Origin of the sequence: Streptomyces sp. NPDC088785, from assembly GCF_044750685.1 — a bacterium.
GTDB lineage: Bacteria > Actinomycetota > Actinomycetes > Streptomycetales > Streptomycetaceae > Streptomyces.
On the sequence record NZ_JBIVKH010000004.1, the window covers coordinates 552,555 to 565,414 of the forward strand.

Annotated in this window: 15 protein-coding genes; 8 read left to right on the forward strand and 7 right to left on the reverse strand. The window is 75.2% G+C overall.

Features of this window, described 5'->3' with window-relative positions:
* Window positions 1-174: 174 nt before the first annotated feature.
* Both ACIP5K_RS16465 and ACIP5K_RS16470 read left to right on the forward strand, forming a co-directional pair.
* Window positions 175-777 (forward strand): ArsR/SmtB family transcription factor, encoded by a 603-nt coding sequence (locus ACIP5K_RS16465; RefSeq protein WP_401409962.1) that lies wholly within the window; start codon window positions 175-177, stop codon window positions 775-777.
* Window positions 774-1,985 (forward strand): MFS transporter, encoded by a 1,212-nt coding sequence (locus ACIP5K_RS16470; RefSeq protein ID WP_401409964.1) that lies wholly within the window; start codon window positions 774-776, stop codon window positions 1,983-1,985. The genes ACIP5K_RS16465 and ACIP5K_RS16470 overlap by 4 nt, the downstream gene beginning before the upstream one ends.
* Here ACIP5K_RS16470 and ACIP5K_RS16475 read toward each other — a convergent pair.
* The 3 genes from ACIP5K_RS16475 to ACIP5K_RS16485 form a co-directional block, all read right to left on the reverse strand.
* Window positions 1,956-3,146, reverse strand: coding sequence for a methyltransferase (locus ACIP5K_RS16475; protein ID WP_401409965.1), 1,191 nt, complete (start codon window positions 3,144-3,146; stop codon window positions 1,956-1,958). The two genes, ACIP5K_RS16470 and ACIP5K_RS16475, sit on opposite strands and share 30 nt — an antisense overlap.
* 94 nt (window positions 3,147-3,240) lie before the next feature.
* The gene (locus ACIP5K_RS16480) at window positions 3,241-3,531 is read right to left on the reverse strand and encodes a tetratricopeptide repeat protein (protein ID WP_401410227.1); all 291 of its coding nucleotides are present in this window, start codon (window positions 3,529-3,531) and stop codon (window positions 3,241-3,243) included.
* 80 nt (window positions 3,532-3,611) lie between these two features.
* The gene (locus ACIP5K_RS16485) at window positions 3,612-4,931 is read right to left on the reverse strand and encodes a helix-turn-helix domain-containing protein (RefSeq protein WP_401409967.1); all 1,320 of its coding nucleotides are present in this window, start codon (window positions 4,929-4,931) and stop codon (window positions 3,612-3,614) included.
* Between the two features lie 318 nt (window positions 4,932-5,249).
* On the opposite strand from ACIP5K_RS16485, the gene ACIP5K_RS16490 reads away from it, so the two are divergent.
* The 3 genes from ACIP5K_RS16490 (at window position 5,250) to ACIP5K_RS16500 (ending at window position 7,621) form a co-directional block, all read left to right on the forward strand.
* Window positions 5,250-6,218, forward strand: coding sequence for an esterase/lipase family protein (locus ACIP5K_RS16490; protein WP_401409969.1), 969 nt, complete (start codon window positions 5,250-5,252; stop codon window positions 6,216-6,218).
* A gap of 85 nt (window positions 6,219-6,303) precedes the next feature.
* Window positions 6,304-7,119 (forward strand): N-formylglutamate amidohydrolase, encoded by an 816-nt coding sequence (locus tag ACIP5K_RS16495; RefSeq protein WP_401409971.1) that lies wholly within the window; start codon window positions 6,304-6,306, stop codon window positions 7,117-7,119.
* On the forward strand, window positions 7,106-7,621 hold the full coding sequence (locus tag ACIP5K_RS16500; RefSeq protein ID WP_401409973.1) for a flavoprotein: 516 nt from the start codon (window positions 7,106-7,108) through the stop codon (window positions 7,619-7,621). Before ACIP5K_RS16495 ends, ACIP5K_RS16500 begins: the two co-directional genes overlap by 14 nt.
* On the opposite strand, the gene ACIP5K_RS16505 is transcribed toward ACIP5K_RS16500, so the two are convergent.
* Complete coding sequence (locus ACIP5K_RS16505) at window positions 7,618-8,013, reverse strand: nuclear transport factor 2 family protein (protein ID WP_401409974.1); 396 nt, start codon at window positions 8,011-8,013, stop codon at window positions 7,618-7,620. The genes ACIP5K_RS16500 and ACIP5K_RS16505 overlap by 4 nt on opposite strands.
* A 78-nt stretch (window positions 8,014-8,091) precedes the next feature.
* Between ACIP5K_RS16505 and ACIP5K_RS16510 the strand changes: the two genes are divergently transcribed.
* Window positions 8,092-8,658, forward strand: a complete 567-nt coding sequence (locus tag ACIP5K_RS16510; protein ID WP_401409975.1) for a PadR family transcriptional regulator — start codon at window positions 8,092-8,094, stop codon at window positions 8,656-8,658.
* The gene (locus ACIP5K_RS16515) at window positions 8,655-9,497 is read left to right on the forward strand and encodes an SGNH/GDSL hydrolase family protein (protein ID WP_401409976.1); all 843 of its coding nucleotides are present in this window, start codon (window positions 8,655-8,657) and stop codon (window positions 9,495-9,497) included. Before ACIP5K_RS16510 ends, ACIP5K_RS16515 begins: the two co-directional genes overlap by 4 nt.
* On the opposite strand, the gene ACIP5K_RS16520 is transcribed toward ACIP5K_RS16515, so the two are convergent.
* The 3 genes from ACIP5K_RS16520 to ACIP5K_RS16530 all read right to left on the reverse strand — a co-directional run bounded on the left by ACIP5K_RS16520 (window position 9,478) and on the right by ACIP5K_RS16530 (window position 12,141).
* The gene (locus ACIP5K_RS16520) at window positions 9,478-10,641 is read right to left on the reverse strand and encodes an alpha-hydroxy-acid oxidizing protein (RefSeq protein WP_401409978.1); all 1,164 of its coding nucleotides are present in this window, start codon (window positions 10,639-10,641) and stop codon (window positions 9,478-9,480) included. The genes ACIP5K_RS16515 and ACIP5K_RS16520 overlap by 20 nt on opposite strands.
* A 73-nt stretch (window positions 10,642-10,714) precedes the next feature.
* On the reverse strand, window positions 10,715-11,587 hold the full coding sequence (locus ACIP5K_RS16525) for an alpha/beta hydrolase fold domain-containing protein (protein WP_401409980.1): 873 nt from the start codon (window positions 11,585-11,587) through the stop codon (window positions 10,715-10,717).
* Entirely contained in the window at window positions 11,584-12,141 is a 558-nt protein-coding gene (locus ACIP5K_RS16530) for a quercetin 2,3-dioxygenase (protein ID WP_401409982.1), read from the reverse strand. Before ACIP5K_RS16530 ends, ACIP5K_RS16525 begins: the two co-directional genes overlap by 4 nt.
* Window positions 12,142-12,261: 120 nt before the next feature.
* On the opposite strand from ACIP5K_RS16530, the gene ACIP5K_RS16535 reads away from it, so the two are divergent.
* The gene (locus tag ACIP5K_RS16535; protein ID WP_401409984.1) at window positions 12,262-12,699 is read left to right on the forward strand and encodes a MarR family winged helix-turn-helix transcriptional regulator; all 438 of its coding nucleotides are present in this window, start codon (window positions 12,262-12,264) and stop codon (window positions 12,697-12,699) included.
* The last annotated feature ends 161 nt before the right edge of the window (window positions 12,700-12,860 follow it).

The window sequence follows — 12,860 nt, forward strand, 5'->3', positions numbered from 1 at the left end:
GGCGACGAGCGCGAGGGACAACAGGGCCGTGCCCCGCTGCCTCACCCCCTACTACCGGCCGGGCCGCGCCCCCGGATGCAGCCGCCGCAAAGAATTCCTCACTTTCTCCACACGCGAAGGGTCGTTCGCGAAGAACTCTTCCCGAACAACTCTTCTCCTTCTACGCTCGGCCTCATGCGAGAAGCCGACGACTACCGCCCCCGCGATCCGCATGGCCCGCCCGCTGAAGCCGAGTTCACCCTCGACACCGCCGCACTGCGGGTGCTCGCCCACCCCGTCCGGCTCGCGCTCCTCGACGACCTCCGCCGCCAGGGACCGGCCACGGCACGGCAGTTGGCCCGCCGGTTCGAGCTGGACTCCGGCGCCGCCAGCTACCATCTGCGCCGGCTCGCCGCGGGCGGCCTGATCGAGGAGGACACCGAGCGCGGCAACCGCCGGGACCGCTGGTGGCGGGCGCTGCACCGCGCCTCGCAGCACGATCCCGCCGAGCGCGGCGGCCCCGAGGGACGGGCCTACACCCGGGCCGTGGCCCTCGCCGCCGCCGACCGGCTGCGCACGGCCGCCGTACGGGTCGTGCCCGCCCTGCCCGACGACTGGTTCGCGGTGACCGCCTTCAGCGACTTCGACGTGCGGGTGACCCCCGACGAACTGCACGCCCTGAAGAGCGAGTTGCACGCCGTCGTCACCCGTTACCGGGACCGGGAGCCCACGCCGGGCGCCGCCCGCGCCACCGTGCAGATCCAGGCGTTCCCCACCGACGAGACCTTCGGCTCATGACCGCGACGGCGACCGCGCCCGCCGCCCACCGCGATCCGCACGTGCTGCGCTGGCTGGGCGCCTACACCACGTCCGTCACCGGCGACGTCCTCTACATGACCGCCCTGACCTGGGCCGTCGTCGACACCGCCGGACCCGCGCAGGCCGGTCTCGTGCTCGCCGCGGGCGCCGTGCCCCGCGCCCTGCTCATGCTCGGCGGGGGCGTCCTCGCCGACCGGTTCGGGCCGCGCCGGGTCCTCATCGGCAGTGACCTCGGGCGCTGCCTGACCGTGCTCGCCGTGGCCGCCGCGCTCACCACGGGCGGCGCCCCGCTCGCGCTGCTGGTGGCGCTCGCCGTCTGCTTCGGCGTCGCCGACGCCGTGTTCCTGCCCGCCGTGGGCGCGCTGCCGCCGCGGCTGACCACGCCGGACCAGCTGACGCGCGTCCAGGGCCTGCGGTCCCTCGCGGTGCGGTTCGCCAACACGGCGGGACCGTTCGCGGCGGGCGCGGCGCTCACGGCAGCCGGCGCGGCCGGCGCGTTCACCGTGGTCGGCCTGCTGTTCGCCGTCTCGCTGGTGCTGCTCGGCGGCCTGCGGGTGCCCGGTGGACCGGCGCCGCGCACCGTGTCCGCCCGCACCCAACTCGTCGACGGCCTGCGCTACTTGAAGAAGCACCGGCCCCTTCTCCGGCTCGTCGGCGTCATCGGGCTCGGCGAGATGTGCTTCAGCGGGCCGATCGGCGCCACGCTCGTCCTGCTCACCGACGAGCGCGGCTGGAGCCCGGGCACCCTCGCCCTGCTGCTCGGCGCGTTCAGTGTGGCGGGCGCGGCGGCGGGCGTCGCGCTCACCCTCGTACGCCAGGTGCCCGCACCCCGTACGGTCCTCGCCGTGAGCCTCGCCGCCACCGGTGCGCTCGTCGCCGCGCTCGGCCTCGCCCGGCCGGGACCCGGCGCGGCCGTGGCCCTGTGCGCGCTGCTCGGCGCGGCGAGCGGGGTGCCCATGGTCCTCGGCCACGCCCTGCTCCAGCAGTGGACCGAGCCCGGCTACACGGGCCGGGTCACCTCGGTCACCTCGCTGTGCACCCTCGGTCTGAGCCCGCTGCTGCTGCCGCTCGCCGGGCTGGTCGCGGCGGCCAGGGGCGCCGGGGTCTTCCTCGCCGGGTGCGGCGCGGTGTGCCTGCTGGCCGCCGCCCTCGCCCTGTCACTGCCGGCGGGCCCGCGCCGCCCGTGACTCCCGCTTCACGGCCTTGAGGACCACGAACTTCGGTGAGCCCGCGACGAGTTCGCTGTTGCCGAACAGGCGGCGCAGCTTCACGTGGTAGCCGAGATGGCGGTTGCCGACCACCCACAGCTCGCCGCCGGGCGCCAGCGCCGCGCGGGCCTGCGCGAACATGCGGTGGGCCGTCGCGTCGGTCGTCGCCTGGTGCGAGTGGAAGGGCGGGTTGTTCAGGACGAGGTCGACGCTGCCGTCCTCGACGCCCTCCAGCCCGTCCGCGGCCCGGAAGCGGGCCTCGCCGCTCGCGTTCTCCCGGTAGGTGGCCTCGGCGGAGGCCACCGCCTGGTACGACTCGTCGGTGAACAGCACCTCGGCGCCGGGGTGGGTGAGCGCGGCCGTCGTGCCCACGACGCCGTTGCCGCAGCCGAGGTCGACGACGCGGCGGGCGCCGGTGGCGCGCGGCAGGTGCTGGAGGAGGAAGCGGGTGCCGATGTCGAGGTGCTCGGCACAGAACACCCCGGCGTGGTTGACGACGGTGCGGCCCGCCAGCGGTCCGATGTCGTCGGGCAGCCGATAGCGCAGCGGCCAGGGGTTCGGGCCCGGGGTCAGGGACGGGTCCGGCGTCGAGAAGATCAGCCGCGCCTTCTTCTCGGCGAGCGAGGTGCGGGTCGGGCCGATGATCCGCTCGAACAGCTGGAGCGTGGAGGTGTGGATCTCCTTGACCATGCCGGTGCCGACGACCACCGTGCCCGGGTGGACGGCGGGCCGCAGCCGGTGCAGCTGGTCCTCCAGGAGCGCCAGGCTCTTCGGCACCCGCACCAGCAGCACGTCCGCGCGGGCGGGCGGGTCGTCCCGGGTGGTGCGCAGGAGGGGACCGGTCAGGCCGTTGCGCTCCAGGTTCGTGCACGTGGCCCGGCGTCCGAGGTACGAGTCCGAGATCAGCGTCGGCGCGCACCCGGCCCCGGCGAGCGCCGTGCCCAGAGCGCCCCAGCGGTCCCCGGCCACCACGACGGACCCGGACAGGTCGACGCCCCGCTCGGCGAGGTGCCTCAGCAGATAGGTGTCGGCCGCGTCCCAGGCGCGCAGCGGGTCGCGCGGGTCCTCGGGGTGGCGGGTGAGCGCCAGATCGGACCACGGGCTGGTCAGGACGGGTGCGGAGGGGGCCTTGTCGTTCATCGTCCGGCAAGGCTAGCCGAGGTCGGGGGGCCGTCCGGTCGCGGTCGGCGGCGCGTGCGGCCGGGCTCGTCGCTCCGGCCGCACGCGCGGCGGTTCAGTCCTGCGGGAAGTCCCCGGCGAGCGCCGCCGCCATCCGCAGGTGCGGCGCCGCCTCGGTGTCCCGGCCCTGCCGCTCCAGGGTGCGGCCGAGCATCAGCCGGGCGTAGTGCTCCACCGGGTCGCGCTCCACTATCGCGCGCAGCTCGGTCTCGGCGCGCCGCAGCTGCGCGGAGTGGTAGTAGGAGCGGGCCAGCAGCAGCCGCGGGGCGACCTGCTCCGGGACCTCGGCGACGAGACCGTCCAGGATCCGGGCGGCGGTCGCGTACTCCTTGGCGTCGAAGAACATCCGCGCCCGCTCCCAGCGCTCCGCGGCCGTTCCGTGCGAGTAGTACTTCTGCTGCTCCACTGTTGCCTCCTTCGCGGCCGTCAACAGGGCGGGCCCGGGGCGTATTCCCCCGGTCCGCCGGGCCGGGCGAGGCCCGCCCGCAGCGCCGCCTCCAGCTCGAAACGGGCGTCCGGATCGGCGAGCTGCGCGCCGAACAGGCGCTGGAGGTGGTGCAGCCGCTGCCGGGCCGTCTGCGGGTGGATCGCGAGGCGCTCGGCGAGCTCCGGGGCGCTGCCGTGCGGCGTCTGGAGGTGGGCGAGCAGGGTGTGCGCGAGCCGCTCGCGCTGCTTCGGGGTGAGCGCGTCCAGCGGGGCGAGCCGCCGGGCCGCCATCAGCCGCACCAGCGGCGGATCGGCGAGCAGCAGCAGATCCGTCAGCCGCCGGTCGGCGTCGGCCGGCTCGTCCGCCGGGGCGTGGGCGCGCAGCGCGCGGGCCCAGCGCAGCGAGTCCGCGGCCTGCCGCAGCGGCACGACCGGGCCCGTGGCGCCGGCCCGGTCCCGCAGCACCTGCCGCAGCCGCCGGTCGGTGAGCAGCTCGGCCGGATCGGGCACCAGCAGACACGGCGCGGGGCCGTCGAGATCGGCGAGCACCAGGGACGGCAGCCGCAGTCCGCGCGAGGGCCCGCCGGGCGGCCGGGCGGGGCCCGCGTCACCCGGGCCGGGCGGCCGTCGGCCAGGCCCCGGACTCAGGGCGACCGCCGCCACCGTGTCGGGCAGCGGCCACTCCGCGTCCCGCGCCGCCTGCCGCAGCACGTCGTCGGGCACGGGCTCCGGCCGGGCGTGCCGCGGCTGCGGACCGGGCGCCGGCTCGGGCGCCACCAGCAGGGTCAGCAGCCGGTGGCGGCGCCGGCCGAGGGTGCCCGCCGCGTCGGCCTGGGCCCGGGCGTAGGCGGCGACGGACGCCGCCGCGATCTCGTCGATGTGCGTGAAGGCGGTCTCCGCGAGCTGCGCCACCGCGTCCGTCGCGAGCGAGAGCCGGCGGGCGACCCGCACGTACCGGCGCCAGGCGACCCGGCCGCCGAGCCGGTACGCGGCCTGGAGCGCGTCGAGGCTGCGGCCCTCCGACAGCTCGCCGCGGCCCAGGGCCCGGTACACCGGCAGCCGCTCCGCGTCGAGTTCCCCGCCGCCCTCCTCGACCCGGTCGACGAATTCCGCGAGAGCGGTTTCCACCCCGTTCTGGATGGCGGCGCCGAACTGCCCCGACAACGGGCGGGAGAATTCCGGGATCTGACGGCGTATTTCGTGGATGATCTCGGCGGCCAGGGTGCGGTTCTCCTTGCGGAGTTCCGCCGCGAGCCGCTGCGGAAAGGCCGCCCACGCGCCGCCGAAGCCCGGCGGGCCGGCCGTACCGGAAGCGTTCATGCCCCACCTCAACGTCCGTCCGTCCCGCCGAGTATGAGCCGGTGTTACTCACGGGTCAAGGTGTTGACGGAACGTCGAACAGCGCCGCCAGTGGGTCTTTCACCAGCGATATCGTGGGCCTTTCGGGTGACGTCGCCGACAAAAACACTCATCCGGGTGACACCTTCGGTGGCGGCCGCGGGCCAATCCTGGCACCGTCCTGCGCGCCTCACGCATCCCCTCGCCCGCACCGTTGCCGTGGGCCGGGACTCCTTCTAGCTTCGCGCCGTCCGACGCCATGAATGGCGCGGTATTCCAGAACAAGGGACGGTACTGGAAATGAGACAGTCGATTTTCGGCGCGGTCGCCGCGAGCGCCCTCGGAATTACCGGGCTGCTCGCTCTCGGCGCGCCGGACGCTTCGGCGGCCGACGGCTCCCGGCCGGTCGAGTACAACTTCACCAGCGGATTCCTCCAGGGATTCCTCCAGCCCGGCCAGGCGCCCGGCGGGGCCAACGACTGGGCGTGCCGGCCGAGCGCCGCGCATCCGCGGCCCGTCGTCCTCATCCACGGCACGCTGGAGAACATGAACGACAACTGGCGGGGCGCCGCACCCCTGCTGGCCAACAACGGGTACTGCGTCTTCGCCTTCAACTACGGCGCCGACAGCGAGAGCAGCCCGGTCCAGGGCACCGGGCCCATGAAGGACAGCGCCGCGAAGCTCGGCACGTTCGTGGACAGGGTGCGGGCCGCGACCGGCGCCGCCGAGGTCGACCTGGTCGGCCACTCGCAGGGCGGCGGCCCGATGCCCCGCTACTACCTGAAGAACGACCCGGGCGCGGCGGGCAAGGTCGGCAAGCTCATCGGCATCACCCCGTCGAACCACGGCACCACGCTCAGCGGCATCACCCAGCTCGGCAGCGCCCTGCACCTGCTGGAGCCGGCCAACGACCTGCTCACGAAGACCAGTCCGGCCCTCGTCGAGCAGGAGATCGGCTCGGACTTCAACAAGCAGCTCGACGCGGGCGGCGACACCGTGCCCGGCGTCGACTACACGGTCATCGCCAGCAAGTACGACGAGGTCGTCACGCCGTACACCAACAGCTATCTGACGGCGGGGCCGGGCGCGACGGTCCGCAACATCCGCGTCCAGGACGCCTGCGCCCTCGACCTCACCGATCACCTGGAGGCCGCGTACGACCCCATCTCCCTGACCTACGTCCTGAACGCGCTCGACCCGGCGCATCCGCGCCCGGTGAAGTGCCGGGCCGTGCTGCCCCTCACGGGCCCCGTGGTCCCCGTGGGCTAGCACCGTCGGCGCCGGTGCGGGGCGGGCGCGGTCGAGGACCCCGCCCCGCTGGGGGAGAGGGCGGCGCACCGGGCAGGCTGGGGGCATGAACACCACGGACGGCGACGGCCCCGCGTACCGGCTCCTGTCCGGCGCCCCCGACTCGCCGGTGATCCTGCACGTCCCGCACGGCTCGCGCACGATCCCCCCGCACGTCCGCTCCGGCCTGCTCCTCGACGACGCGGGCCTGGAGCGGGAGCTGGACCTGATCACCGACGCGCACACCCGGGAGATCGCCGCCCGCGCCGCCCGGGACGCGCCCGTGCCGCCCTGGCGGTTCGTCAACGAACGCTCCCGGCTGGTCGTCGACCCCGAGCGGTTCCCCGACGGGCGGGAGGAGATGCGCGCGGTCGGCATGGGCGCCGTCTACACCCGCACCACCCACCGCGAGCCGCTGCGTCCCGAACCGGCGCCGGACGGACCCGCCCTCCTCGCCCGCTACTTCGAGCCCTACGCGCAGGCGCTGACCCGGGCCGTCGAGGACCGGCTCGCCGCCACCGGCCGCGCGGTCGTCGTCGACGTGCACTCGTACCCGAGCCGGGCGCTGCCCTATGAACTGCACGGCGGCGGAGCCCGGCCGCCGGTCTGCCTGGGCACCGATCCCTTCCACACCCCGGACACCCTCCTCGCCCACGCGCGCGCGGCGTTCGCGCCGCTCGGCGACAGCGGCCTGAACACGCCGTTCGCGGGCACGTACGTACCGTTGCGCCACTACGGCCGCGACGCGCGGGTCACCGCCGTCATGCTGGAACTGCGGCGCGATCTGTACCTGGACGAGCCCGTCACCCCGCACCGGGGACTCGACGCGGTGGCGGCCGCCCTGACCGACCTGATCCGGAAGGTGACCAGTGACCCCGTCTGAACCGCCCGCGCGGCAGCCGTTCCTGTACGTCGTCGTGAGCGCGGCCGGGGCCGCCGACGGCATCGGCACGCTGATCGGCGCGGCGCGGGAGGCCGGCTGGGACGTCGGGGTGATCGCCACCCCCACGGCCGCCGACGGCTTCTTCGACCTCGCGGCGGTGGAGGCGCAGACGGGACACCCCGTCAGGGCCGCGTCCCGGAAGCCGGGCACCCCGCGCCCCTTTCCGTCCGCCGACGCCGTCGTGGTCGCCCCCGCCACCTTCAACACCCTCAACAAATGGGCCGCGGGCATCGCCGACACGCTGGCCGCCGCCACCCTCTGCGAAGCCTTCGGCGCCGGTGTCCCGCTCGCCGCCGCGCCGTGCGTCGGCGAGGAACTGGCCGCGCACCCGGCCTACCGGGACAGCCTGCGCCGCCTGCGCTCGATGGGCGTCCGGTTCACCCGGGGCCCGTTCGACTGGGAGTCGGCGACGGAACTGCTGGCCGCCCTCCGCACCCCCTAGGAGTCCTGCGCGGCCTCCCGCGCGATCCGGTCGAACTGCGCCGCCATGGCCGCCTGGAGCGCGTTCGCCCCCGACAGCGGCCGCACCATGACGGTGAACTCGTCGATCAGCCCCTCGTCGTTCACGTGCAGGAAGTCGCAGCCGCTCAGCTCGCGGTCGCCGACCCGCGCCGCGAAGACGAGCGCGTGGTCGCGGCCGCCCGCGTCGCTGATCTCCCGCACGTAGTGGAAGTCCTCGAAGACCCGGGTCACCGCGCGCAGGATCGCCGCCGTGATCGCCCTGCCCGGGTACGGCTTGAAGACCACCGGGCTGGTGAACACGACGTCGTCGGCGAGCAGCGCCTCGATCGCCGCGTGGTCGTCCGCCTCCACGGCCCTGCGGAACGCCTCCATGACGACCCCTCTCTTCCTAATAGTCAACTAATTGAATAAGTGTGGGTGAAAGTAATCGCATCGCTGTACGGTGTCCAGATGTCTCTCAGATACGCGGTGCTCGCGGCCCTGCTGGAGGGCGAGGCGTCGGGCTACGACCTGGCGAAGATCTTCGACGTCTCCGTCTCCAACTTCTGGGCGGCGACGCCCCAGCAGCTCTACCGCGAGCTGGAACGGCTCGCGGCGGACGGCCTCGTCCGGGCCCGCGTGGTGCCGCAGGAGCGCCGGCCGAACAAGCGGCTGTTCACGCTCACCGACGCCGGCCGCACCGACCTCGCCGCGTTCACCACCCAGGAGCCGCGGCCCATGGCCGTGCGCGACGAGCTGATGGTCAAGGTGCAGGCGTCGGACGTCGGCGACCCGGCCGCCGTACGCGCCCACATCGAGGAGCGCATGACCTGGGCGACGGGCAAGCTCGCCCGCTACGAGCGCGTGCGCGCCCACCTCCTGCACGGCATGACCGAGGAGGAGTTCCTGCGCGACGGCGAGCGGATCGGCCCCTACCTCACCCTGCTGCGCGGCATCTCCCTGGAGGAGGAGAACCTCCGCTGGGGCCGCCGCGCCCTGGAGATCCTGGACCTGCGCGCGGCACGGGCGCAGCGATGACCTCCCCCTTCCCCTCCCGCTCCTCCCGACCCTCCCGCCCCTCCCCGCGCCCGGCGCCCGCCCCCGCCGCGCCCTATCTGCGCTACGTCGCGCTCGGCGACAGCCAGACCGAGGGTGTGGGCGACGGCGACGACACGACCGGGCTGCGCGGCTGCGCCGACCGCATGGCCGAACGGCTCGCGGCGATCGACCCGGCCGTCCGGTACGCGAACCTCGCGGTGCGCGGCCGCCTCGCCGGCCAGGTGCGCGCGCAGCAGCTGCCGGCCGCGCTGGCCCTGCGCCCCGACCTGGCGACGGTCGTGGCCGGGGTCAACGACCTGATGCGGCCGTCCTTCGACGCCGACGAGGTGGCGGGCCACCTGGAGGCCATGTTCGCGGAACTGACCGCGGCGGGCGCCAAGGTGGCCACGGTGACCTTCCCCGACGTCGGCCGGATGATCCCCGCGGCCCGCCCGCTCGGTGGCCGGATCACCGCCCTCAACGCCCGCATCCGGGTCGCCGCAGCCGCCCACGACGTCGCCCTCGCGGAGACCGCGCACGCGCCGGTCTTCACGGACGCGCGGCTGTGGAGCGCCGACCGGCTGCACGCCAGCCCGCTCGGCCACGCCCGGATCGCGGCAGCGGTCGCCGACGCCCTCCGCCTGCCCGGCAGCGACGACTCCTGGACCGCGCCGCTGCCCCCGTGGCGGGCCCCGGCCCCCTCGGCCCTGACCGAACTGCGCTGGCTCGCCTCCTACCTGGGCCCGTGGCTCGGCCGGCGGCTGCGCGGCAGGTCCTCGGGGGACGGGCGCGCCGCCCGCCGCCCACAGCTGCTCCCCGTCACGCCCGCGGAAGGGTGACCAGGGACTCCGGCGTCAGATCGGCGAGCGTCGGATAGCCGTCCACGGCCATCGTCAGGTCGGCCTCGGCGAGCAGCGAGCGCAGCACGTGCACGATGCCGTCCTCGCCGCCGACCGCGAGCCCGTACGCGTACGGGCGCCCGACGCCGACGGCGGTCGCGCCCAGCGCGAGCGCCTTCACCACGTCGGCGCCCGAGCGGATCCCGGAGTCGAAGAGCACCGGCATGCCGTCGGCCGCCTCGACGACCCCGGGCAGCGCGTCGAGCGCCGCCAGCCCGCCGTTGGCCTGGCGGCCGCCGTGCGTCGAGCAGTAGACGCCGTCGACGCCGCCGTCCCTGGCCCGGCGCACGTCCTCCGGGTGGCAGACGCCCTTCAGGATCAGCGGCAGATCGGTCAGCGACCGCAGCCACGGCAGGTCGTCCCAGGTCAGCGGATTGCCGAAGAGACCCACCCAGGAGCCGACGACGGCCTGCGGATCGTCGGACGGGGTCAGCTCGCGAAAACGCGGGTCGGAGGTGTAGTTGGCGAGGCAGTGGCCGCGCAGCTGCGGGAAGTTCGCGGTCGACAGGTCGCGCGGGCGCCAGCCGGTCACCCACGTGTCCAGGGTGACCACGATGCCCCGGTAGCCCGCCGCCTCGGCCCGCTTCACCAGGCTCTCGGCGAGCGCCCGGTCGGTCGGCGTGTACAGCTGGAAGAAGCCCGGGGTGTCCCCGAACCCGGCGGCCACGTCCTCCAGCGGGTCCACCGACAGCGTCGACGCCACCATCGGCACCCCGGTGCGCGCCGCGGCCCGCGCCGTCGCCAGGTCCCCGTGCCCGTCCTGCGCGCACAGGCCGATCACCCCGACCGGCGCCATGAACAGTGGTGACGCCAGCCGGTGCCCGAACAGCTCGACGGACAGGTCGCGCCGGGTGGCGCCGACCAGCATCCGCGGCATCAGCCCGTACCGCTCGAAGGCCCGCACATTGGCCCGCTGCGTGTGCTCGTCCCCGGCGCCGCCCGCGACGTAGGACCAGATCGACGGCGGCAGCGCCGCCTCGGCCCGCCGCTCCAGCTCCCCGAACTCCATCGGCAGCGTGGGGACGACACCGCGCAGCCCGTCGAGGTAGATCTCGTACTGGTAGTCGCCGAACTGCGGGCTCATGCGGGACCTCTTCCTGCGCGTCGATGAGGGAGCGGGGCCCAATCTGCCAGGCGGGACGGGCCGGGGAAAGAGATCATTTCGCGGTGGTGGCGAACGCCACGGACCGCGCGAAGATCCGCTCCACCTCCGCCCGGTCCAGGCCGTGCCAGCCGTGGTCGGCGCCGGCGACCGTGTGCAGCTCCACCGGCGCCCCCGCCGCCCGCAGCGCCCGCGCCAGGTCCCGGCCGTGCGAGCACGCCACCATCGTGTCGGCCTCGCCGTGCACCACCAGGAAGGGCGGGGCGTCCCCGTGGACCCGGTGGACGGGGCTCGCGGCGACGGCCGCCGCCGGCACCTCCCGGGGAGCCGCGCCCAGCAGCAGCGCCTCCGGCGTCGCCGGGTCGGCGGGGTCGAACGGCGGGCGGGGCGTCGTCAGGTCCGCCGGCCCGTACCAGACCACCGCCCCCGCGAGCGGCGGCTCCCGGTGGGTCAGTGCGAGCAGCGCGGCCAGGTGCCCGCCCGCCGACTCGCCCCACACCAGCGTGCGCGACGGGTCGACGGCCAGCTCGACGGCCCGGACGCCGAGCCAGCGCAGTGCGGCCCGCAGGTCATCGAGCGGCGCCGGGAACACCGCCTCCCCGCTGAGCCGGTAGTCGGCGCAGGCCACCGCGAGACCGGCCGCGGCGAGCCGCTCGAAGGGGCCCGGCTCCCAGGAGCGCGTGGTCACGCCCAGGTCGTCGCGGCGCCCGCCGCGCCACGCCCCGCCGTGCACGAACAGCACCAGGGGAGCGGGGTCCGGTGCCGCGGGCAGCCACAGGTCCAGTTCGAGCGGGCGGGCGCCGTCGGGGACCGCGTACGGCACCCCGCGCAGCAGCCGGGTCCCGCCGGGGCGCGGCACCGCCGGCGGCAGCGGCGCCACGTCGGGGTGCGGGGCGGCGATCAAGGCCCGCAGCCCGCCGGGCGTCATCCGGTGCGCCACTGGTGGTCGGGCAGGAAGCGCACGTCGAACCGGTCCGGGACCGAGCCGAACCGGTGCGGCTCCGGCACGAACGGTTCGGCGGGCGGACCGTGCCGTTCCGTGGGCGTGCCCAGGGTCTCGAAGAACCGCTCGAAGGTGCCGCCGGGGCCCGCCGCGACGCCGACGATCTGGGTGTGATGGCGCTCCATGCGGTAGGCGTGCGGGCAGTTCTTCGGGACGAAGCCGAAGTCGCCCGGCGTCAGGAGGCGTTCGCTCTGCTCGCCCTCGGTGTCCTCGGCGAAGAGCCGGACCGCGCCCTGCGTCACGTAGAACACCTCGTGCGTGTCCGCGTGCACGTGCGCCGGGATGATGTCGCCCTTGGGCCCCTCGACGGTGAAGAAGTTGAAGGTGTTCCCGGTCTGCTCGCCGCCCGCGTAGACCGTGATCAGGTCCCCGAACAGGTGGGCCCGGTCGCCCTCGCCCTTCTCGATGACGTACGGCTTCGACGGATCCGCCGGGATCCGGGAGGCGGCGCGGTACCGCGTCGCGAACTCCATGGTCATGTCTGTCCACCCTCCTCGTTGCCCGCACTCTGATGTCAGGCTGCCTGACAAGTAGTGTCAGGTAGCCTGACACGAGACGCGGGCGGCGGGCAAGGGCCGCCCCGGGACTGCGAGGTGGCGATGACCGAGAGCCGGCGCGATCTGCCGCAACTGCTGGGCGAGGCCCGGCGCTGGTTCGAGGACGGACTGCTCGCCGCGCTCGACGCGGGCGGGGTGCCGGCCGTCACCCCGGCGCAGCTCCAGCTCTTCGCCGCCCTCGACACCGACGGCACCACCGTCGCCGAACTCGCCCGGCGCACGGGCGTCACCCGGCAGACCGTCCACCAGGCCGTGGGCTCCCTGGTCGCCGCGGGCCTGCTGGAGCAGGTGCCCGACCCCGCCTCCGCCCGCCGGCGCCTGGTCCGCCGCACCCCGGCGGGCCGGTACGCCCACGACCGGGCCCGCCGCGCGCTGGCCCGCCTGGAGGCGGAGCTGGCCGCACGCGTCGGCGAGGAGGCGCTGCGCGCGCTGCGCACCGCACTCGAAGCCCCCTGGGGCGACCCGCCCGGACGGCACTGACCGGCGCCGCGCGGGCCCCCGGCGACGGGGGGACCTCGGGGTCGCGCTCCACCGTGGGGTTTACACCGATGGGACCCGACTCCTCCCCGGGTATGACACCCGCCCGCGGCGCCTACCGCAGCCGTGGGCGCGGACTGTGGCTCAGAGGCTGACCTGCGGGC

Excerpts from the sequence above, each read along its gene's own strand:
- ACIP5K_RS16465 (WP_401409962.1), top strand. The coding sequence starts at position 175 with ATGCGAGAAGCCGACGACTACCGCCCCCGCGATCCGCATGGCCCGCCC.
- ACIP5K_RS16470 (WP_401409964.1), top strand. The coding sequence starts at position 774 with ATGACCGCGACGGCGACCGCGCCCGCCGCCCACCGCGATCCGCACGTG.
- ACIP5K_RS16475 (WP_401409965.1), bottom strand. The coding sequence starts at position 3,146 with ATGAACGACAAGGCCCCCTCCGCACCCGTCCTGACCAGCCCGTGGTCC.
- ACIP5K_RS16480 (WP_401410227.1), bottom strand. The coding sequence starts at position 3,531 with ATGTTCTTCGACGCCAAGGAGTACGCGACCGCCGCCCGGATCCTGGAC.
- ACIP5K_RS16485 (WP_401409967.1), bottom strand. The coding sequence starts at position 4,931 with ATGAACGCTTCCGGTACGGCCGGCCCGCCGGGCTTCGGCGGCGCGTGG.
- ACIP5K_RS16490 (WP_401409969.1), top strand. The coding sequence starts at position 5,250 with ATGAGACAGTCGATTTTCGGCGCGGTCGCCGCGAGCGCCCTCGGAATT.
- ACIP5K_RS16495 (WP_401409971.1), top strand. The coding sequence starts at position 6,304 with ATGAACACCACGGACGGCGACGGCCCCGCGTACCGGCTCCTGTCCGGC.
- ACIP5K_RS16505 (WP_401409974.1), bottom strand. The coding sequence starts at position 8,013 with ATGGAGGCGTTCCGCAGGGCCGTGGAGGCGGACGACCACGCGGCGATC.
- ACIP5K_RS16510 (WP_401409975.1), top strand. The coding sequence starts at position 8,092 with ATGTCTCTCAGATACGCGGTGCTCGCGGCCCTGCTGGAGGGCGAGGCG.
- ACIP5K_RS16515 (WP_401409976.1), top strand. The coding sequence starts at position 8,655 with ATGACCTCCCCCTTCCCCTCCCGCTCCTCCCGACCCTCCCGCCCCTCC.
- ACIP5K_RS16520 (WP_401409978.1), bottom strand. The coding sequence starts at position 10,641 with ATGAGCCCGCAGTTCGGCGACTACCAGTACGAGATCTACCTCGACGGG.
- ACIP5K_RS16525 (WP_401409980.1), bottom strand. The coding sequence starts at position 11,587 with ATGACGCCCGGCGGGCTGCGGGCCTTGATCGCCGCCCCGCACCCCGAC.
- ACIP5K_RS16530 (WP_401409982.1), bottom strand. The coding sequence starts at position 12,141 with ATGACCATGGAGTTCGCGACGCGGTACCGCGCCGCCTCCCGGATCCCG.
- ACIP5K_RS16535 (WP_401409984.1), top strand. The coding sequence starts at position 12,262 with ATGACCGAGAGCCGGCGCGATCTGCCGCAACTGCTGGGCGAGGCCCGG.